This window comes from Pseudomonas sp. LAMO17WK12:I1, assembly GCF_900177315.1.
Classification (GTDB): Bacteria; Pseudomonadota; Gammaproteobacteria; order Pseudomonadales; family Pseudomonadaceae; genus Aquipseudomonas; species Aquipseudomonas marginalis.
The window spans coordinates 492,899-512,659 of the sequence record NZ_FWZV01000003.1 but is presented as its reverse complement, the minus strand read 5'-3'; the positions used below and the strand labels follow the sequence as shown (position 1 = coordinate 512,659).

23 protein-coding genes, 1 pseudogene and 1 riboswitch are annotated in these 19,761 nt (G+C 62.7%); of the genes and pseudogenes, 13 read left to right on the top strand and 11 right to left on the bottom strand.

The window, feature by feature from the left end; genetic code table 11:
- Positions 1–102: 102 nt before the first annotated feature.
- The 4 genes from B9N88_RS07545 (at position 103) to B9N88_RS07530 (ending at position 4,149) form a co-directional block, all read left to right on the top strand.
- A complete protein-coding gene (locus tag B9N88_RS07545; RefSeq protein ID WP_027604051.1) occupies positions 103–1,032 on the top strand; it encodes a DNA/RNA non-specific endonuclease in 930 nt (309 codons plus the stop codon).
- Positions 1,033–1,068: 36 nt separating this feature from the next.
- A riboswitch (cobalamin riboswitch) is annotated at positions 1,069–1,263 on the top strand.
- A gap of 113 nt (positions 1,264–1,376) precedes the next feature.
- Complete coding sequence (locus tag B9N88_RS07540) at positions 1,377–2,387, top strand: ABC transporter substrate-binding protein (protein ID WP_027604050.1); 1,011 nt, start codon at positions 1,377–1,379, stop codon at positions 2,385–2,387.
- The gene (locus B9N88_RS07535) at positions 2,384–3,388 is read left to right on the top strand and encodes a FecCD family ABC transporter permease (RefSeq protein ID WP_027604049.1); all 1,005 of its coding nucleotides are present in this window, start codon (positions 2,384–2,386) and stop codon (positions 3,386–3,388) included. Before B9N88_RS07540 ends, B9N88_RS07535 begins: the two co-directional genes overlap by 4 nt.
- Positions 3,385–4,149: an ABC transporter ATP-binding protein gene (locus B9N88_RS07530; RefSeq protein ID WP_027604048.1), complete on the top strand. Its 765-nt coding sequence runs from the start codon at positions 3,385–3,387 to the stop codon at positions 4,147–4,149. The genes B9N88_RS07535 and B9N88_RS07530 overlap by 4 nt, the downstream gene beginning before the upstream one ends.
- A gap of 100 nt (positions 4,150–4,249) precedes the next feature.
- On the opposite strand, the gene B9N88_RS07525 is transcribed toward B9N88_RS07530, so the two are convergent.
- The 6 genes from B9N88_RS07525 to B9N88_RS07500 form a co-directional block, all read right to left on the bottom strand.
- Positions 4,250–4,723 carry a DUF1203 domain-containing protein gene (locus B9N88_RS07525; protein ID WP_027604047.1) on the bottom strand — a complete coding sequence of 158 codons (474 nt, stop codon included), beginning with the start codon at positions 4,721–4,723 and terminating at the stop codon, positions 4,250–4,252.
- A gap of 76 nt (positions 4,724–4,799) precedes the next feature.
- Positions 4,800–5,252 (bottom strand): GNAT family N-acetyltransferase, encoded by a 453-nt coding sequence (locus tag B9N88_RS07520; protein WP_027604046.1) that lies wholly within the window; start codon positions 5,250–5,252, stop codon positions 4,800–4,802.
- The gene (locus tag B9N88_RS07515) at positions 5,249–5,788 is read right to left on the bottom strand and encodes a hypothetical protein (protein ID WP_223841618.1); all 540 of its coding nucleotides are present in this window, start codon (positions 5,786–5,788) and stop codon (positions 5,249–5,251) included. The genes B9N88_RS07520 and B9N88_RS07515 overlap by 4 nt, the downstream gene beginning before the upstream one ends.
- Positions 5,789–5,996: 208 nt before the next feature.
- Positions 5,997–6,923, bottom strand: coding sequence for an alpha/beta hydrolase fold domain-containing protein (locus tag B9N88_RS07510; RefSeq protein ID WP_027604044.1), 927 nt, complete (start codon positions 6,921–6,923; stop codon positions 5,997–5,999).
- Positions 6,923–7,363, bottom strand: a complete 441-nt coding sequence (locus B9N88_RS07505; protein WP_027604043.1) for a tryptophan-rich sensory protein TspO — start codon at positions 7,361–7,363, stop codon at positions 6,923–6,925. Before B9N88_RS07505 ends, B9N88_RS07510 begins: the two co-directional genes overlap by 1 nt.
- 68 nt (positions 7,364–7,431) lie before the next feature.
- Positions 7,432–8,004 (bottom strand): nucleotidyltransferase family protein, encoded by a 573-nt coding sequence (locus B9N88_RS07500; RefSeq protein WP_027604042.1) that lies wholly within the window; start codon positions 8,002–8,004, stop codon positions 7,432–7,434.
- Positions 8,005–8,133: 129 nt separating this feature from the next.
- Between B9N88_RS07500 and chrA the strand changes: the two genes are divergently transcribed.
- A complete protein-coding gene (chrA, locus tag B9N88_RS07495; protein WP_027604041.1) occupies positions 8,134–9,342 on the top strand; it encodes a chromate efflux transporter in 1,209 nt (402 codons plus the stop codon).
- Positions 9,343–9,659: 317 nt separating this feature from the next.
- Positions 9,660–9,890, top strand: coding sequence for a DUF6124 family protein (locus B9N88_RS07490; protein WP_027604040.1), 231 nt, complete (start codon positions 9,660–9,662; stop codon positions 9,888–9,890).
- A gap of 3 nt (positions 9,891–9,893) precedes the next feature.
- Here the strand turns inward: B9N88_RS07490 and B9N88_RS07485 are convergent, their stop codons facing one another.
- A complete protein-coding gene (locus B9N88_RS07485) occupies positions 9,894–10,127 on the bottom strand; it encodes a hypothetical protein (protein ID WP_027604039.1) in 234 nt (77 codons plus the stop codon).
- A gap of 302 nt (positions 10,128–10,429) precedes the next feature.
- On the opposite strand from B9N88_RS07485, the pseudogene B9N88_RS07480 reads away from it, so the two are divergent.
- From B9N88_RS07480 to B9N88_RS07465, 4 genes and pseudogenes are all read left to right on the top strand, one after another.
- Positions 10,430–10,639: pseudogene (locus B9N88_RS07480) on the top strand (VOC family protein); the annotation flags it as partial.
- 80 nt (positions 10,640–10,719) lie between these two features.
- The gene (locus tag B9N88_RS07475; RefSeq protein ID WP_027604038.1) at positions 10,720–11,667 is read left to right on the top strand and encodes a hypothetical protein; all 948 of its coding nucleotides are present in this window, start codon (positions 10,720–10,722) and stop codon (positions 11,665–11,667) included.
- A 136-nt stretch (positions 11,668–11,803) separates the two neighbouring features.
- Complete coding sequence (locus tag B9N88_RS07470) at positions 11,804–12,283, top strand: DUF3757 domain-containing protein (protein ID WP_158277077.1); 480 nt, start codon at positions 11,804–11,806, stop codon at positions 12,281–12,283.
- Positions 12,284–12,359: 76 nt separating this feature from the next.
- A complete protein-coding gene (locus B9N88_RS07465; protein ID WP_027604037.1) occupies positions 12,360–12,731 on the top strand; it encodes a hypothetical protein in 372 nt (123 codons plus the stop codon).
- 98 nt (positions 12,732–12,829) lie between these two features.
- Here B9N88_RS07465 and B9N88_RS07460 read toward each other — a convergent pair whose 3' ends face one another.
- Positions 12,830–13,552, bottom strand: a complete 723-nt coding sequence (locus B9N88_RS07460; protein ID WP_027604036.1) for a hypothetical protein — start codon at positions 13,550–13,552, stop codon at positions 12,830–12,832.
- A 142-nt stretch (positions 13,553–13,694) separates the two neighbouring features.
- Here B9N88_RS07460 and B9N88_RS07455 point away from each other — a divergent pair, with 142 nt between their 5' ends.
- From B9N88_RS07455 to B9N88_RS07445, 3 genes are all read left to right on the top strand, one after another.
- Positions 13,695–14,075 carry a cupin domain-containing protein gene (locus tag B9N88_RS07455; RefSeq protein ID WP_027604035.1) on the top strand — a complete coding sequence of 127 codons (381 nt, stop codon included), beginning with the start codon at positions 13,695–13,697 and terminating at the stop codon, positions 14,073–14,075.
- Between the two features lie 102 nt (positions 14,076–14,177).
- Entirely contained in the window at positions 14,178–15,437 is a 1,260-nt protein-coding gene (locus B9N88_RS07450) for a hypothetical protein (protein ID WP_027604034.1), read from the top strand.
- A 99-nt stretch (positions 15,438–15,536) separates the two neighbouring features.
- On the top strand, positions 15,537–16,163 hold the full coding sequence (locus B9N88_RS07445; RefSeq protein WP_027604033.1) for a glutathione S-transferase family protein: 627 nt from the start codon (positions 15,537–15,539) through the stop codon (positions 16,161–16,163).
- A gap of 29 nt (positions 16,164–16,192) precedes the next feature.
- Here B9N88_RS07445 and B9N88_RS07440 read toward each other — a convergent pair whose 3' ends face one another.
- From B9N88_RS07440 to B9N88_RS07430, 3 genes are all read right to left on the bottom strand, one after another.
- Positions 16,193–17,932 (bottom strand): OPT family oligopeptide transporter, encoded by a 1,740-nt coding sequence (locus B9N88_RS07440; RefSeq protein ID WP_027604032.1) that lies wholly within the window; start codon positions 17,930–17,932, stop codon positions 16,193–16,195.
- A gap of 131 nt (positions 17,933–18,063) precedes the next feature.
- Positions 18,064–18,522 carry an REP-associated tyrosine transposase gene (locus tag B9N88_RS07435; RefSeq protein WP_027604031.1) on the bottom strand — a complete coding sequence of 153 codons (459 nt, stop codon included), beginning with the start codon at positions 18,520–18,522 and terminating at the stop codon, positions 18,064–18,066.
- Positions 18,523–18,836: 314 nt separating this feature from the next.
- The gene (locus tag B9N88_RS07430; RefSeq protein WP_256221100.1) at positions 18,837–19,745 is read right to left on the bottom strand and encodes a hypothetical protein; all 909 of its coding nucleotides are present in this window, start codon (positions 19,743–19,745) and stop codon (positions 18,837–18,839) included.
- Positions 19,746–19,761: the final 16 nt, after the last annotated feature.

The window sequence follows — 19,761 nt, the reverse complement described above, 5'->3', positions numbered from 1 at the left end:
TAGCTCCGGTAACCGTTTGAGGATAGCCCCCCAGGGTTAACCCGTGTCATCAATTGTCATCAATCTATGTTGCAGTCGTGTTTATCCAAGGAGGACTTACCCATGCCAGCCCGCAAAGCCAAAATCGATCTTGCGCACCGCCCACGACTCACCGATCTGCGCCCGTTGATCGCGACCAATCCCACCCTGATGGAAGCCCGGGCGGCGACGCCCCGTGTCACCGCGGCCAAGGATCTACAGGACCGACAGGGCTACGCCGAGGACTTTCTCAGCAGCTTCGCAGTGCCCTGGCCCACCGCCGCTGAGGCATTGGCGGACGACGTCCAACCGCTGCGCCTGGACTACACGCATTTCTCGGTGACGATGTCCCGTTCCCGACGACTGGCGCTCTACGTGGGCGTCAATATCGATGGCGGGCAGCATGTGGAGATAGTCCGCAGCAACGACACCTGGGCCTACGATGGGCGCCTGCCGATCAGCGCCCAGGTGGGCGAAGAGCTCTATGCCAGCAATGGCCTGGATCGCGGCCACCTGGTACGGCGCCAGGATCCCAACTGGGGCGACGCGGCAAACACCGCCAACCTCGACACCTTCCACTTCACCAACTGCTCGCCGCAGATGAGCGGGTTCAACCAGAAGACCTGGCTGGAACTGGAGGACTACATCCTCAATAACACGCAGCGTTGGAAAGCCCGGGCAACGGTGTTCAGCGGCCCGGTGTTCGCCGACGACGACCGCCTTTACCGTGGCATCAGAATCCCCAAGGCGTTCTGGAAAGTGGTGGCCTACCTCAGCGATGACGGCAAGCCCTCCGCCAGCGCCTATATGATCGACCAAAGCCGCGAGCTGGGTCAGCTCGACCTGATGTTCGGCCAGGTCAGGACCTACCAGCGCAGCGTGATCCAGATCGAACAATTGACCGGCATCCGCTTCGCCAACCTGGCGGACTACGACGGCTTCAGCAACGAAGAGCGCGCCACGGGCACGCGAATTGAAGCGCTGATCCGAGGCCCCGAGGATATTCGTCTCTGACCGGGCCCCCTTCGGGCTGTATCGCCTGGCCCTAATCAACTACCATACCGCGCCGGTTCCCGAACGGGACTAATAGGGAATCCGAAGCGCGGTACACCGCGTCAATCGGAACTGCCCCCGCAACTGTAGGTGCCGAGCCTGCTCCCCACTGCCACTGGACCGCGTCCGGGAAGGCCGGAGCGTGGCGACGACGCATCAGTCAGGAGACCTGCCGGCCCAGTAATCACTAACCGGCGGGGTGTCCGGGAAGGGCATCCTTGCCTGCCCGTTCGGCAGCGGTCGAGGGCGTATTTCCGAACCGTACCTGCCCTGTTTCCACGTACGGTCCACACGGAGATCGCCTCATGCTGCCACGCGTTACCGCCCTGATCAGCGGCCTGGGTTTCTGCGCCCTGGCCCACGCCGCGCCAACTCAGTACCCGCTTACCCTGGAAAACTGCGGCAGCACCCTCACCTTCCCGCAGGCGCCCGCGCGCAGCGTGACCATCGGCCAGGCCGCCACCGAAATGCTCTATGCCCTCGGCGTGGCTGACCGCGTGGTGGGCACCTCGCTGTGGTTCAACAGCGTGTTGCCGCAGTTCAAGGCGCAGAACGACGGCATCGAGCGCCTGGCCAACAACGAGCCCAGCTTTGAAGCGGTGATCGCCAAGCGCCCGCAACTGGTGGCCGCCGAGCTGGAATGGGTGGTGGGCCCGCAAGGCGTGGTCGGCACTCGCGAGCAGTTTCACGACCTGAAGATCCCCACCTACCTGCTGCCCTCCGACTGCGAAGGCAAGGACAACCTGGTGGGCGCCGACGGCACGCGGCTGGAGCCGTTCCGTATCGAGACGATCTACAAGAGCATCCGCCAGCTGGCGCAGATTTTCGATGTACAGGATCGCGGCCAACAGTTGAACGATGAGCTCCAGGCGCGCCTGGCCCAATCCGTGGCCACCGTGCAGAGCAAAGGCCTCAAGCAGGCCAGCGCGCTGGTGTGGTTCTCCAGCGCCGAACTGGCCAGCGACCCCTACGTGGCCGGCCACAAGGGCATTCCGGAGTTCATGCTCGAAACCCTCGGTTTGCACAACGTGGTGCAATCCGATGAAGAATGGCCCGCCGTCGGCTGGGAAACCCTCGCCAAGGCCAACCCGACCTTCCTGGTAATCGCCCGCATGGACCGCCGCCGCTACCCCGCCGACGACCATGAAAAGAAACTCGCCTTCCTGCGCAGCGACCCGGTCACGCGCAACATGGACGCGGTGAAAAACAACCGCATCATCATCCTCGACGCTCTCGCGCTGCAGGCCAGCATCCGCATGTTCGACGGCCTTGAACACCTGGCCACGGCCATCGACGGCTACGACCTGCCGCAATGATCCGGACCTTACTCGCCCTGGCGCTATTGCTGATCGCCGTGCTCGCCGGCGTGGCCATCGGCGAAACCGCCATCTCGCCCCAGGTGGTGCTGCAGGTGCTCGCCAACAAACTGTGGGCGGCCGGTTACGTGCTGGACCCCATCGATGAAGGCGTGGTGTGGAACTACCGCCTCACCCGTGCCCTGGTGGCCGCCGCCTGCGGTGCGGGGCTGGCCACCTGCGGGGTGATTTTGCAGTCGTTGCTGCGCAACCCGTTGGCCGATCCGTACCTGCTGGGCATCAGCGCCGGGGCTTCGACCGGCGCGGTGCTGGTGGCGCTGATGGGCGTGGGCGGCGGGCTGATTTCACTGTCGGCCGGCGCCTTTGTCGGCGCGATGGCGGCGTTTGCCCTGGTGATCCTGCTGGCGCGGGCCAGCGGTTCGTCCAGCGGCACCGGGCAGATCATCCTCGCCGGCATCGCCGGCTCGCAGCTGTTCAATGCACTTACCGCGTTCCTGATCACCAAGTCCGCCAGCTCTGAACAGGCGCGCGGCATCATGTTCTGGCTGCTGGGCAACCTCAGCGGCGTGCGCTGGCCGTCGGTGTGGCTGGCGGTGCCGGTGGCGGTCACCGGCCTGGTGGTGTGCCTGTGGCATCGTCGCGCGTTGGATGCGTTCACCTTCGGCACGGATTCGGCCGCGTCCCTGGGCATCCCGGTACGCCGCGTGCAGGTGGTGCTGGTGGGGTGCGCGGCGCTGGTGACGGCGGTGATGGTGTCGATTGTCGGCTCCATCGGCTTTGTCGGCCTGGTGATCCCCCACGCGGTGCGCCTGCTGCTCGGCACCGGGCATTCGCGCCTGCTGCCCGCCAGTGCGCTGGGCGGCGCGTTATTTTTGATTGCGGCCGATGTGTTGTCGCGCACCTTGATCAAAGGCCAGGTGATCCCGGTCGGCGTGGTGACGGCGCTGGTGGGCGCGCCGGTGTTTGCGCTGATCCTGATTGGCCGGAGGAATGCGCGATGAGCGTACTGAGTTGCACCGGCCTGGGCTTCAAGGTGCGTGAGGCGGAATTGCTGCGCGATATCCACCTGGAGGTGCAACTGGGGGAAACCCTGGGGATTGTCGGGCCCAACGGCTCCGGCAAATCCACCCTGCTCAAACTGCTTGCCGGCCTGCGCACACCGGCCAGCGGCGACGTGCGCCTGGGCGGCCAGCGCCTGAGCGACCTGTCCCGCCGCGCCATCGCCCAACAGCTGGCGGTGGTAGAGCAACAGGCCGACACCGACGACGCCATCCGCGTGTTCGACGCCGTGGCGCTGGGCCGTACACCGTGGCTGTCGGCGCTGAGCCCGTGGTCCGGCGACGACGACGCCATCGTGCGCCAGGCCCTGCATGATGTGGACGCCACCCACCTGAGCCACCGCGCCTGGCGCAGCCTCTCCGGCGGCGAGCGCCAACGCGTGCACATCGCCCGCGCCCTGGCGCAACGGCCGCAGATCCTGTTGCTGGACGAGCCGACCAACCACCTGGATATCCAGCATCAACTGGCGATTTTGAAAGGCGTGCAAGGCTTGCCGGTGACCACCCTCATCGCCCTGCATGACCTGAACCAGGCGCTGACCTGCGATCGCCTGGCCGTGCTGGACCGTGGGCGCCTGGTCGCGCTGGGCAAGCCGCTGGAGGTGCTGACGCCACAGCGACTACAGGAGACATTCGGGGTGCAGGCGCATTACCTGACGGACCCGTTTGATGGGGCGCAAATACTGCGGTTGCGGTCTAACTGAACAGGACATGTCCACTACACCGGATCCTAATGTGGGAGGGGGCTTGCCCCCTCCCACATTAGGATCTACAGAGGCCTGCGCATATGGGCCGTCTGCCGGCTTAAGCCGGTACCCGATCTATCCGCCCTGAATAACACCCTTGCCTGGCGTTATGCACATGAATGTAGCTGACCTCGGGATTGGCCAACATCCGCTCAATCAAGGGCTCAATCACCAGCCCTTCCACGACATCTGCATCCACCATCATGCCTTCCTCGGAAAATGCCCGCAGGGACAGCAGCCGGATTCGCATCACCTCCGGCACCTGATTAACCGCGTCAAAAGCCTGCGTCGCCCCCTCGCGGATGAAAATCGCGTGCGACGCACGGTACGGCGAATGCGCCGGCTGGCTGACGTGATTGAGCAACAGCACGCTCTGCCCAACCTGCACGTCTTTCATCTCTATGCGGTCGGGAAAACCGGGGTGACGGTCGACTCGGTAACGCTTGATCCCTCGCGCGGCAAGCTCATCGTCGGGCAAACCAAACACACTGAGAAATGGATCGGGAGCAAGGCCCGTAATGCGGAAGTTCATGGTGGGCGCCTCTTAGGGTGAGCCCTATGAGACGAGCACCTGGACAGCGGGGGCTATCCGATTCTTGCGGTGATATTCACGGGCGGCTGGCTCGCTCGTAGCAAAGGTAGTCGTTCGAATCTGTGCCCACACAGACAAACCCGGCGCGCTCATACATCAGCCGGGCAGGGTTATCGGAACGTACGCTCAATCGCAACTTCAAGAAGTCATTCTGCCCAGCCGCCGCCACGTAAGCGTCCAGCAACGTCCGACCGATCCCCTGGCGTCGGTAAGCGTCACTGACGTTGATCGTACACAGCTCCGCAACCCCCTCCTCTGCCGTCCACAGCGAATAACCGGCGAACTGCCCGCCCACCATCGCGATCGTCAAGCGTTCGAAGTTATCGACCCAGCGCGTAAGGTGGCGCTCCAACTGGATCCGCCAGGCGGCTTCGTGGTCGGGCTCCCAGCGGCGGATGTAGTCCTGCTCTCCCCGATAGATCGACGTCAGATCAGTCACCGTCGCCGGCCTCAACGTCAGCGCGTTCACTCACGCAACTCACACACAGCGCTGCCCTTCATACCGGAGGCATGTACGCTCACGTGGCGCACGGAAAAACCGGGCTTGTCCACGAGCTTCCTCTCTTCCCAGGCCCCACCGCTGGCGACCTGATAACCAATGGCGCCGTCCGCCTGCCAGGTCAGGCGCAACGTATACACACCGCGTTGGTCGGGGGCCCGATGGAAGAAGGTGTCGATGACCGGCTTGGCTTTGTTGAAGGTGCGCAGTTGGAACAAGCGCTGGTCGCTGTCGGTGGGCGTGTAGCTGGAAAGAAACAGGGTGTCGTCCTCGGCAGCGTCCTCGGCCGCCGCAAGAATCACCGACGGCACCCACTTTTCGCCGCGGTCCTGGTTGTCGGTAGTGACCTTGCAGGTCAACTGGCCTGTTCCGGTGACGTTCTGGCGCAGAACGGTTTCATACATCCCATAGGGCACATCGAACGTCAGTGTTTTTTCGGTGACCTGGCCACAGCCTGCCAGCAGATACAGCGCCGATAGACCGATGGCTCCTTGGAGAATCTTCACGTGCTTTCCTTTGCTTGGGGGGAATGTTTGGAGAAAAGAGGGTACCCGGCCTGCTGATAAAAGATAAGGCGGTTGTGGTGAATCGGTCCTTTCTGTGGGAAGCGGGCTTACTCTGCACTGGCTGGTTTTGGGGCTGCTTCGCAGCCCAACGCGAGCAAGCTCGCTCACCACAGAGGAATGGGTGATCCTTAAAGAGGCGCCTATACAGTTATGCCTGTTCGCCATCAATGCACTGAGTGATCCACTGCCGGCTATAGGCCAACACCCCATCCGCCATCGCCACCGGAAAATGAATAAACCCATGGGCCGACTCCGGCAGCAGTTGTGCTTCAGCACTGGGCCACCGCTCGGCAATCAGCAGCGTGTCATCCTTAAGCGGGTCCAATTCCCCGACAAACATCAACGCCGGGGGCAGCCCTTCAAAATCGCCATACAACGGCGACAACGGCGGCTGTCGGCGCTCATCATCACTCAGCCCCGGCGTGAGCATCCGCAACGCCGCCACCATCCCCGGCCCGTCCAGCAGCAACGTTTCAGGCCCGGCCGCGCGTACGCTCGGTGTACCGGCCAGGTCATAAACGCCGTAGTACAGCACCGCGCCGCTTATGCGCTTGAGCAGTTCCGGCCATTGCTTGAGCGCCAGCAATGTCGCCGCCGCCAGATGCCCACCGGCCGATTCACCGACGACGATCACCGGCAGCCCGGCAAACTCATCATCCGTGAGCAACCAACGTGCGGCGTTCAGGCAGTCTTCCATCAAGCCTTCAACCGGCGTATCCACCGCCAACCGATAATCCACCGACACCACCGCCACGTCGCACGCCTGCAGCATGCCCAGGTTGAGGTCGTCATCCATCTGCGCATTGCCGATCACCCAGCCGCCGCCGTGGATATCCAGCACCACGCCCTTGGGCTTGCCGCTCGGCCGCAGGATGCGCACCGGGACGTGGTCGACAATCCGGCTTTCAGCCGGTATGGCACGCTTGAGCGTTTGACTGACGCGCAACAGCGCCTGGATCAAACGCGGCGTAACGCGATTGCGGATCTTGAAGCGCGGCAGCCAGGCGAGCTTCTGATTGAAGCGGCGCATCTGCGCCAGTTCCGCCTCGCTGACGGGCCACGGTTGGCGAGCCATCAGCGGTTATTACGCAGGATCGAGAAATTCAGCGCCGCCGCCACGCACAGCCACGCCAGGTACGGGAACAGGATCAACCCGGTGATCAGGTCCAGGCGCACGGCCAGTACCACCATCGCCGCCACGGTGATCCACACCAGCACGATGATCACCATCCCGGCCAGCAGGCGATGCGCGCCGAAAAACACCGGTGTCCACAAGGTATTCAGCGCAATTTGCGCGGCCCACAGCGCCAGCACCATTTGACTGCCGGGGATCAGGCTCAAGCGATAGCCGGCCCAGGCCAGCAGCAGGTAGATGATCGTCCAGGCCACCGGGAACAGCCAATTGGGTGGGGTGAAGCTGGGTTTGACGAGGGATTCATACCAGGCGCCGGGTTTGAAAATGACGCCGGTACTGGCGGCGGCGGCGCAGGCAAGCAGGAAGATAAAGAAGGTCATCGTCTGTCCTTGGCGGGAGTGATTTGAAGCTTGGACGTGCGACACCTACCTAAAAGTTCAGCGCCAATTCATTCCGGTATCTCCAACCCGACAATCCTCAGCCAGGGCCACCGCGCCTGATAACTGCGCGCCTTCTGCTCAAACAACGCCTGCTCCGGATGCAGTGGATTAATCCGCAAAATCCCCAGTTCCACATCCTCCAACCCATACGGCGCATACACCTGGCCCGTGGCAATCTCCAAGCCGATGCACGTACCGGCCACCAGATAACGGTCGACCCCGTCGCGCGCCGACTGCAACTGCGGGTAAGGCCGACCAAAGCGCTGAGCGTACCAAAGGTGCACCCGCGCCTGGTTCTTGACCTCGACATTCACGCCAAGGTCTTTGAACAGCTCATCCGCCGCACGAATTACCGCATCCTCCGCCTCGTAGGACAGGTCGGTGTCGAAGTAAAAAACGTCGTAATCCTTCACGCCCTGATCAGCCGGCAGATTCGCCTGATGATTCCACACCGCCTGGAACAGGCAGCCCGCCGTGAGCATGCACTGGTCCACACCAAGGTCAGGCAGGCGCGCAGTGATTTCGGCGTTGATGGGGTTGGCCATGGCCAGTTCGAGCAGGGTGTCGACGGTCAATGTCATGGGGGCTCCTTCATCATCGGTACGGTCCTGGGGAGCAACGGTACAACATTGAGCGCTGGCGCCGCTTCTTCACGTCATCAAAATTCGCTAAGGTGCCGCGATGCCCTGCCCTCACCGAGACCGCCCGCCTTGGCTGACTCCCCTGCAGATCGACGCGAAAGCCCCTGGTCAGTGTTCCTGATTTTCCTGCGCCTGGGCCTTACCTCCTTTGGCGGCCCGATTGCGCACCTGGGTTATTTCCGGGACGCGTTCGTGACCCGGCGACGCTGGCTGAGCGAGCGCAGTTACGCGGATTTGGTCGCACTGTGCCAATTCCTGCCCGGCCCCGCCAGCAGCCAGGTCGGCATCGCCCTCGGCCTGTCGCGCGCGGGGTACGGCGGCGCATTGGCGGCGTGGCTCGGGTTTACCTTGCCGTCCGCCGTGGTGCTGATCCTGTTGGCCTTGGGCATCACCCGGCACAGCACCGCCATCCCTCCCGGCGCGTTGCATGGCCTTAAAGTGGTGGCCGTCGCCGTGGTCGCCCAGGCCGTGTGGGGCATGGCGCGCAACCTGTGCACCAACGCCCCGCGCGTGGCCGTGATGCTGCTCGCCGCTTGCGTGGCCCTGCTGCAAACATCGGCGTGGGGCCAGGTCGGCGTGATCCTCATCGCGGGCATGGCCGGCCTGCTGCTGTTCAAGCCCGCACCGCCCACCGCACACGACGCCCTGCCCGTGACCATCAGCCGTCGCGCCGGGGCGCTATGGCTGTCGCTGTTTGGGCTGTTGCTGGCCAGTCTGCCGATTCTCGCCCAGTGGCTGCCCACCCCAACCCTGGCCGTGACCGACGCCTTCTACCGCACCGGCGCGCTGGTATTCGGCGGCGGCCACGTGGTGCTGCCCTTGCTGCAAGCCGAAGTCGTGCCCCGCCACTGGGAGAGCAACGATGTGTTCCTCGCCGGCTACGGCGCCGTCCAAGCCATGCCCGGCCCGTTGTTCACCTTCGCCGCCTTCCTCGGCGCCTCGATGACCCAAGCGCCGAACGGCTGGCTCGGTGGCCTGCTCTGCCTGCTGGCGATCTTCACACCGTCGTTTTTACTGGTGCTGGGCGCGCTGCCCTTCTGGGAAAGCCTGCGCCGCAGCCCGCGCACCCAAGCCGCGCTGGCGGGCGTGAACGCGGCGGTGGTCGGCCTGTTGCTGGCGGCGCTGTACCAGCCGGTGTGGACCAGCGCCATCTTCACCGCCCAGGACGTCGCCCTGGCGCTGATTGGCCTGGTGTCGCTGATGGTGTGGAAACTGCCACCGTGGCTGGTGGTTGTAGGAAGCGGCGCGGCGGGATGGTTATTAAGTCTTACGGTGTGAGCCGCCCAGCCACCGCGCCTTGCTCCCTTGCCTACGCTTGCGTCAGAATCCGCCGGCTTGTGCGCTGAGGTGGCCGTCTCTAAGGTGGCTCGGTCGCTGAATCTCTCGGTGATCGGGTTTAGTAGCCCACGGTTTAACCTAACAAGTGCACAAGCTTCATCTGTCAGACGTGCCTGTCTGTGCTCGATGGTGGCTGTGCGTAGGGCGCCCTCGGGCGCGCCGGTTTTGTTAGGTTCCACCGGTCTACTAACCTGCGTACAGCTACCGCCTTATCGTTTAGTAGCGATCAGGTAGTGGCCCAAGCAAGGAACTTAACAATGGCTACAGATTCAAGCGCTCTCTTCAGCGTCGCTCCCGACGCCAGCAACGAAACCCTCATCACCAACAGCTACGAAACCTTCGCCTCAGTCAGCACGCTGCTGCTCGACTTGTCCGAAGACCTATGCGGCAAACACCGCGACATCGCCCTCGCTATCCACCAACTGAGCGAGCTGGGCGTACTCCTCACGGCCAAATTGCTCGACCGCGAAGCGCCCTGCTCCGGTTAATGCCTAGCCCTTCAATTCACTAGAACGATTACTCGCCGCGTCGTCATAGGCCACATACAACGACTCGGCGATTTGGCTCTTGATGGCTTTGGTGGATTCAAGACCGAGCACAAAACCTTCAGCCTTGCCGCCAGCGCGGTTGAGTTCTTCATGGGTGGCGGCGCCGGTGATGGCGTCGAGGAGCTTGGCGGCGTGAGGGCCTACGCCTTTGGGGAGGGAGATTTGGTCGATGGACATTGCGATACCTTTAAAAGTTGAGTCGGTAGCGCGTGCAACCACTGCCGGGGGTGGCATGGTAGACCGGTTGGCTTAGAAAGGGGGGGCTTTCGACCAGAAGCGGATGCTCCCGAGAGCAACGGTCGCTAACCGGCCCAGAGTGTGTAAAAACACTCTGGGCTAAGTTGTCACTCGACGCGACTCGATAATTCGCACCCGACGGTGCATCATCGCGCTCGCCATGTTCCCGTTACGGTATAGAAGCCAACGGCGCAAAACCTACCCGCTCGCAAAAACGAGCCTTTTGAAATGGAAGTCATCCCATGTTCGAACGTAACAAACTGGTACCGGAGTTAATGGTCACCAACCTGGACAGCAGCTTGGCTTTTTGGGTTTCTCGTCTGGGCTTCAAAGTAGCTTATCAACGCCTGGAAGATGGATTTGCATACCTTGATTTGAAGGGTGCTCAAGTCATGCTTGAGCAGGTTGATTCAGGTGCGGGTCAATGGCTGACTGCGCCGTTGACCAAGCCGTAAGCTATCCTGCGCTGCGACATGCACCGCCTGTCACAGACTTTCGAGCAACCTTAAAAACGGCGCACCAGGAGAGCTGCATGTTGATAGGCCATCGCTTCGAGCGCACCGCCCAGGGTGACCTGCACATCCACTCGCGCAATCGGGTGCAAAGCGCATTCGTGCTGCTGACCGGCGCAATGGCCTTCATCCTGCCGCTGGCCTTCGTCGTGTTGGGGTTCAGCGCTGAAAATGCGTCGATGGCGGACCTGGACCCACTGTCCTCGCTGCTGATCGTGCTCGGCCTGCTGCTGATTCCTGCCCTTGGCCTGCTGCTGATGGTGTACACCGGCACCCGCGAAACCTTGCTGTTATCGCGGCACAACGGTGAAGGCACGCGCCGCACCCGTAACTTTTTCGGCGGCCGCGAACGGGTGCAGTCGGTGTTCAGCATCAATGCCCCCCATGCCCTCGAACTTCGCCGCCGCCCACAGGCCGAGCCGGTCTATACCCAGCTGTGGCTGGTGATGCGCGATGGCAGCGAGCAGCGTTTGACCACCGACAACGTGCCGGTGGTGCCGGGCAGTCAACGCACCGACAGGTGGCTGCGTGAGCTGGCCGGCTACCTGAACCTGCCGGTACCCACCGAGGTGGTGGTCGATCCGGCGGCCAGGGCGACCGCCTATAGGCCCGCCCCCGCCCACGACAGAGCGGCAAAGGGGATCAAGCTGAAGGGGAAAGAGCTCACCTCTTCACACGAATCGAGCGAGAAACTCGGCCTTCCCGCCCGCGCCCTGCTCACCCTGCTGGGAGCGTTCCTGGCGGTGCTGGAGTTGACTCACGTGATCGCATTGATGCGTGCGCTGTTGACCGGACGGCTGCGGGTCAGCGGGCTTCGAACGGGGTCGACAAGTTTTTACTGGGCTGAGCAACCGATGGTTTTTTCATTCAACCTGCTTGTCGGCATCACCGAGGTGCTGATTATCGGGTTGATCGCCTGGGGTTGCCTGCGCACGGCGATACTGGGCCGACTTAAAGCCAATCCCTGAGCGCCGCCCTACGACACAAGATCGCTCTTTTATGGTTTTGACTGCGGTTGCGCCATCTGCCGACCTGTCAACATTCACAGTATCCGCCACGGCTGTCAGCGTTCAGAGTAAAGACTACTCAGCCGAGGAGTTCGCCATGCACATCTCCAGCTCGAACCTGGTGTCCATCCGCGCAGCATCGATGATTTTGCTGTGGCCTGCGGTACTGTTCAACCTTGCAGCCTGTACATCGAGTTCCAATACCAACACGGCCGGCAGTATGTGCCCGGGTATCGGGAACATCCACCAGACCAAAGAGTTAAAAGGCTATAGTTACACCGCACTTTCACCCGGCAGCGGATGGAAAGGTGAGAACCCCTATGCACAAGAGCACTACCTCAAGGGAATGAAGTTTGAATCGGCCGCTATTCGCACTGCGCAGCAACGCGAAGGCCAGCCCGAATATTATTTCGTAGCCTGTGACTACGAGGGGCCGGAGCAGTTGGCGTTTTTGAGAATGTCCCAGCGTTTCCCTGTACGACCTCGCGCGGTCGGCCCAAATTGGACGGCAGACGACTTCTGCCGGGCTGGTTCGGTGGACGGTTGCCAATTCACGATATTCACCGAAGTGCCGTGATAGATCTTCGCCGTAAGCTGATGCCCTAAAGCATGCACGCTGCTAATCTCAGGCATTTGGCCCCTGCAGACTCTCCATGCCCCTGACCCATCGCGAAACCGCCCGCCTCGACCGCTGCCTCATCGCCGCCCTCACCGACGCCTGCGAAACCGCCAAGACTGAAATCCCCGGCTTCGATTGGCTGACCCACACCGTCGACTACAACGCCTTCCCCCAAAGCCTGCGGGTGATCTGGGTGTTCGACAGCCGCGCCAGCAAGGAGCACGCCCTCTCGACCGGGGCAGACACACGCATGCGAGAGCTGACTGCCGCCGCACTCAACGATGCGGACGTGCGCGGCGCGCCCATGGAGCGCTGCGTACACTTCGACTCCGAGGAAGAATGCCGCCTGCGCCATGACGGCGATTGGCGCGTGCGCCTGGCCAAGGTGCATACGGCCAAGGTGTGAGTGCGCGTCTTCCTGGCGCCGGTTGTACCAGTGGGCATGGCATCTGCGGGCTTTCGCGATGGTTGCTGCACGGCTGCATTTTTACCCCACCAGGCAGGTCACGCCTGCGTACTGAACCGCTGCACTCCACGCCGCTCATACATCGCCGCTTCCGTCGCTTGCGTCGCCCGCTCGCCTTTGTATTGCAGTTGTTGGATAAAAGTCCGGTCCTTGGCCCCCTTGATGTCCGACGGGTCGTGATCCGTGAGTAGAGGCGCCAGATCAAGGGTCTTGGCGAAGTTTTCGTTAGTCAGGCTGTAAAACCCCAGGCCCGACCAGACGGAATCGGCGTCCACCGTGTCGATGGCGGCATTCCGGTAGGCAATGGCTGCGCTTTTCAGGCCCAGGGATCGGTTGAGCAAATCCGTCAGCCGCTGGGTATCCGAGCGGCTGAGCTGGCTGGCCGAATCCAGCACTTTCAGACGGCCATCGGCTTCGACGGTGAAGCCGTATTTTTTGCCGGCCAAGTCGGGAGCGGTGGCCGACAGCGCTGACTCGAATGACTTGAAGGAAGCCTTCAGCGTACTGAACGCCCCGTTGAAGATTTCAGCGCGGCGAGGAAAGTCTCGCGACTGGGTACGACCGACCCAGGTGTCGACCACCTCCAGCGGTTCCAAGGGGGGGCTGGCTGATCCACTGGGATGGTAGACGGCTGCCGGGGCGGCGTTGGCCAACGCGTCTTTCGCGGCGTCCGTCAGGGGCTGGGCCGCGAGTTTCTGCTCGGAAGGTGCGAGGCTGACATTGGCCGGCGGGAGATAGGCAGCGCTGACGGAAAGAGCCATTTAATCGGTCCATGATTGGCGGGTTCATACAGGTTATCGACGGTAAAGGGTCGAGCTTTAGGCGGCCAACCTGCAGGATCGTACAAGCCAGGCGCTCCGCGGCCTCGATAGTCTGGCCGTCTTACCTACCAGAGGATGGATCATGGCTACGTCACAGCACTCGGCACAACCGGTAAACCTCGCGCAAAAGGCATCGCTCATCGACGCGCAGTGGAGCCCCAGGGTCGTCGCCGAAATGAACGACTACCAGTTCAAGGTGGTGCGCATCGAAGGGGAGTTCATCTGGCACTCGCACCCGGAAACCGACGAAGCGTTCCTGGTGCTCGAAGGGACGCTGCGTATCGATCTGCCGGAAGGCCCGGTGTACGTGGCGGCGGGCGAGCTGTATGTGGTCCCGCGTGGCGTTGAACATCGGACTGCCGCCGAGGGTGAGGCGAAGCTGATGATGATTGAGCCTCGAGGCATCTTGAATACCGGCCACGAAGGCGGCGAACGTACTGCAACAAACGATCTTTGGATCTGAAAAAATCGCGCGCCTCATGGGGCTCGATCATTGAGTCGAGCCTTTAGCGGGTAATTTCTGGATAATGCCCAGCTCCCGCCCCCGATACGGACATCCCGCTCGATGAAGTTGCCCACCGCCGCCGCCCTCCTCCTCGCCTCTGCGCTGCTGCCTTCCATCGCCCACGCCGACGACGCCGCGCTGACCGACACGCTCAAGGCCTTCACCCGCTGCGACGCGACGTTCTTCAGCCGCCTGAACAGCCACCGCGACGCCTGGCAGGCCTACGCACCGCTCAAGCAGGACAAAGACTTCGCGTGGATCGCGGTGGTCAACCGCGCGGACCGCAAGGCTAACGCGGTGCCGGTCAGCACGCCGCCCATCGCCGGCTTGAAGCTGTTGTCGTACGCCGACGAGGCCACCGACCTCGGCAACCTGGGGCTCTACTATTACTGGGGTTTTGTTGTGCAAGGCAACATCGACGAGGTTGCCCAACGCCTTGCCCCGCTGCTCGACCAACCGGCTCGCCTGCAAAAAGGCGACGGCGCCTACATCCGTAGCGAGCTCAAGGTCGGCGACCGCTGGCAGGCCATCAAGCCACGGCCCGGCACCGCGCCAGGCACCCGCGAAGTCGAGCGCGTACTGCTGGTAGAGCCCGAGGGCAGCGACGGCACGCAATCGCGCATCAGTTGTTCGTTGCAGGGTGGTGTCGATGCGGCGCTGCTGGCCTGGTCGCGTCCGGACATCCAACCGGTGGACTACCCGCGCACTATCGTGGAACCAAGCATCAACGACGTCGCCGTCCCCGCCAGCGTGCTCCAGCGCCTCGACTCGGCCCTGCTGCAGCCGAAGTTCAAGACGTTGAGCTACACGTACCTGTCGAAAAAAAGCGATGGCAGCAACGACAGCCCCACCTCGGTGACCTTTACGGCGGTGGGTGGCTTGCTGAACAAGAATGAGATCTACAGCGACACCTTCCATGTCGAGCGCCTGGTACAGGCGGACCTGATCCAGTTGAAGTCGAAGATGAACGGCGTGGGCGACGGCCAGGTGCTGCTGACCCGCGAAGCCGAGCTGAGTATTCCGAGCAGTTGGACACCTGGCCAGACGCTGAGCGCCAACCTGCACATGGCGAACGTGCCCGGCAAACCGACCGATACCCCACTCGATACCTTTGTGAGCTGCAAGGTCGGCCAGCGCTTCCCGGCCCGACAGGTGTTTGCCTCGTTGACCGGCGACGCCATCAAGCTGGAGTGCGAGCAAGGCGACTACAAGACCTCGCGCGCGTTTATCGAAGACCTGGGCATTGCCCTGACGCTGGCAACGACCTCGAGCAAAATGCGCTCGGCGTATGAATACACGGCGTTCGAGGTGGTGCGTTGATCGAAGGGACGTTTGCCAAGCAAACATCCCGCTGATTCAGGGCACTCTACGTTGCCGCAGCAGTCTGTTCCTACACACCCCATGCCCCGCGGAGTTCCCATGATCATTGTCCATCACCTCAACAACTCACGTTCGCAGCGCATTCTGTGGCTGCTGGAAGAGCTTGGCCTGCCGTACGAGATCAAGCGCTACCAGCGCGACCCGAAAACCAACCTTGCGCCGCCGGAACTCAAGGCGATCAATGCGCTGGGTAAATCCCCGGTGATCGAAGACGGCGCCAACGTGGTGATCGAGTCCGGCGCCATCGTCGACTACCTGATCCGCCGACATGGCGATGGCCGCCTGCAGCCGGACCCGGCCACGGCCGCCTACGACCAGTATGTGCAATGGCTGCACTTCGCCGAAGGCTCGGCCATGCTGCCGCTGATGCTTAACCTGTATGTGGGCCGCCTGGGTGAAGCCGGTGCGCCGCTGCACCCGCGGATCGAATCGGAAGTGGCCAATTACCTCGGTTACCTCAACGAGGCGCTGGCACACACGCCGTATCTGCTGGGGGATGACGTGAGCGGCGCGGACATCCAGATGAGCTTTATCGGCGAAATCGCCAAGGCCCAGGGCAAGCTGGCGGCGTACCCGCACCTGGCGGCGTGGGTACAGCGGTTCCAGGCACGCCCGGCTTATCGCCAGGCGCTGGAACAGGGTGGGGAGTATGCGTTTGCCAAGTGAGTAGCTTGCCCTCGACTGCGTGACAGAGGCTAAGGCGCCGCCATCTGCCACAGCGAAGCGCCCACGCCGGTGATGCTCTCTCCCGCAATCAACCCCGCCGCTGCGGTAATCGCAAACCGCTCGGTGAGGCTCGGCCAGCGGCAGCTCACCAGCCAGGTGAGCACCGCACCCAGGGCCATCATCAGCGACACCGAAGCTGGCAGCACAAACGCCAGCCCCAACGCGGCAGCACTGGGCAGGTAGCGGGCGCGATGGGCGGGTAACAGGCTGTCGAGTACGCCCAGCAACACCCCGGCCAGCCCTGCGATACCGATCGCCCAGCGAATGCTCGCCGACAATGAATCCAGCCCATGGGTGAGGGTTTGCGCCACGGCTTTCCAGGTCGCGACCGCCGGCGCCGGCCATTCCTCGGTGAGCAACATCGAATGCGGATCAGGAATCAGCGCCAGGTACGCGAACACCCCGACGATGCTGCCAATGAAAATCCCCAGGATCTGCGCGATCACTTGCTTGTGAGGCGTGGCACCAATGGCCTTGCCGACCTTGAAGTCGTTCATCAGGTCGGTGCACTGCCCGGCCGAGCCGCCAGCGGTGTTGGCGCTCATCAGGTTGATCGGCACCTGCCCCGGCGCGACGATACCGAAGCTCAGCTGGGACAACTGCCCGATGGCGCCAATCGGCGGAATACCGGTGGCGCCCACCACACGGGCAGCGACGGCCGCCAGGCAGATCGCCAGGGGGATGGTCAGCAACGCCATCCACAGGTTGATGCCGAACAACAGTGCCTGCAGGCTCACCACCAATACGATCGACAGCACAAAACCGGCGGCCGGCCCGGGTTTGGGTACGCTCCAGGCTTGCCCGCCGGCCGACTTGGTCGAGGTGTATAACGCCCACAGACGAATCGTCAGCGACGCCAAGGTCGAGCACACCATAAGGCTCACTCCCGGCCACAGCAACCACTCCACCAACGCCGCAAATTGCGGGCCGCTGCTGCCGGCCGGCAAGCTCACCAGGCCTTGCGCCAGCAACCACGGGCCCAGGCCGCCCCAAGCGAGCAAGGCGCCGAGCAGCAGGGTCAGGCCGACGCGAATGCCGATAATGCCGCCAAACCCCAGCAGCAACAGCGAGGGGTCGGCAGTGAAGGTCAGGCGCTCCAACTGGGCGGTTGGCGACCAACGCGGGAAGGCCCACACAAAGGTGTCCACCCACTTCATCAGCCCGGACAGCAACGCCGCACTGAGCAGCACCTTCAAGCGCGTCGCCGCTTCGCGCCCATGGTTGTAGATATGCAGCAGGGTTTCCAGGGTGGCCATGCCTTCGGGAAACTTCAGCGCCTTGTCATTGAGCAACGAAGGCCGCAGGTACCAGGCGATCCAGATGCCCAGGAAACTCACCGAGAACACCCAGGCGATCATCGGCAGCGCATCCAGCTGGTTGCCGGTCAGCAGGGTATAGGCCGGGATCGGCGCCACCAGCCCACCGGAAATGATCGAAGCAGCGGCCGAGGCGACGGTCTGGTTGATATTGCTCTCATGCAGCGTCCACGGCAGCTGCTCCGACGACCGCCTCGCCAGGCCCTGCCAGATCGCATACCCCACCAGCAGGGCAATGATCGACATGTTGAACGACCAACCGATCTTCAACCCGGCGTACACATTCGAAGGGGTCAGCAGGATACCGAGCAACGTGCCGGTGATGACCGCGCGCAGGCTCAGTTCGCGTTCGACGGGGGGATGAAGGGGGACCGTTGATGAGGTGGCATGCATGCGGATTCCTTTCGGCAGGGGAACAGGGCGACATAACAAGTGAGCCCCTCAAGGCCTGAAGGTTCCTACGCGGCAAGCGGGCACCGTTTTTTGATGAGCGGGCTTCAACCACTGCGCCATCAATTACTCAATCAGAGCCATGCAGCATCCCATAACGAATAATCCCCTACCTGCTCCACCAACCCGGCCCGCAAAGGGTTGGCAATGATGTAGCGAGCCATCTTGCGAACATCATCCTCCGCACGGACAGCCCTATCGTGATAACCGGGTTGCCAGACACGCTCCTTGCTTTGACGACGCCGGTTGATGGTCAGCGTGCTACGCGACTTCATACGCCGCACCACGTCGGGCAAGGTCTTCCGCTTCAGCTCAAACAACCAGTGAATATGGTCAGGCATGATGACCCAGGCCAGAGAGTCGACCAATCCCAGCTCATGAACCTGCCGGAATTCGGCCACCAACAGACGACCCAGATAAAGGTCGGTGAATAGCCGCTGACGGTGATGCACGACAATGGTAATGAGGTAACTGCGTCCGTATTCAGAGTAACGACCGTGACGCAGGCGATGGGATTGGGGTGTGGGGCGCATTCCGATGCTCCTGGGGACCGTCCTGAAAAGCATTAACACTAGCGCGCCGTAGCTGGCGAGCCAGTGTCATCGGGTGACTGAATGTATCCGCCCGGAGTGACCTGGCTTTTTTGTGGTGAGCGGGCTTGCCCCGCGCCGGGCTGCGAAGCGGCCCCAAAAGCTGTTATCCGGATTCACCTGGAAAAACGCAGTGTTCTTGATGGGGCCGCTTCGCGGCCCAGCGCGGGGCAAGCCCGCTCACCACAGAAGCCCGCTCATCACAAAAAAGCCCGCTCACCACAGAAGCCCGCTCACCACAAAAAGTCCGTTCACCACTACGCGGGCGTACAACCCGTTCCCCCGGCCACCTCGCCATCGGCTTGTGCCTTGTCCAACAGTTGCTGCACCCACGGCCCGTTCCGGGGATTGACCACGCCATAGCGGTCCGGGGGGAAAAACGCCCAATGATGGGCGATTGCAGTAAGGCGCTTGAGCTCATCGGCCGCCAGCCAATACCCGGTGTCCAGCAAGGGCAGCGGTTCGCCGTCGAAACGTCGCCCCAGCATCAGGTTGGTGCCGGGGGCGAAGGTAAAGGCCAGGTCCTGGCAGGGTTGCAGTTGTTTGTCCGGTGCAGGCATGCGGCCGACTCGGTTGTACGTGAAGTCACCGGGGTATTCGTCCTTGAATACCAGCCAGTGGCCCGCCGTGGTCTTGGCGACGATCCACTGCGACACCCCGCTGCTCTGGGTGCGTTCGAGCTGGCCGTTTTTCCATTGCATCAGGGCGTTGCAGTCGGGATCGTAGTCCGAGGCCCACAGGCTGGTGCCCGACACCAGCCTGTGGCGCTCCAGCTCGACCACGCCCTGGTCCGGCATGGCCTGCCAGTAGCGCTTGATGGGATCGCGGGTATCACGCAGGTAGTTGCGCAGCCCCCAGGCCGCCGTAAAGACCACCGCCGCCAATACCTGCCAGGCAAACGTGTCGCCGATGACACGGTCCACGTCCAGCCCTGGCGCGAACGCGGCCCCGTACAGCCACACGCCCAGCATGAACACCAGGCTGGGCAGGAACACACCAAAGCACAGCGGCGGCAGCAGCACTTCGATCCAACTGAAGTGATGCCCGGCTGCATGCTCCCGTGCCCAGGCCTGCTCCTGGGCGAGCATCGGTGCCTGTTCGCGCGGGCCGATGCCGGGATCGGGGGCCTTGAAGCGCCAGTAAAGTGCGATGGGATCGTTATGCATGCCGCGCATCATGCCC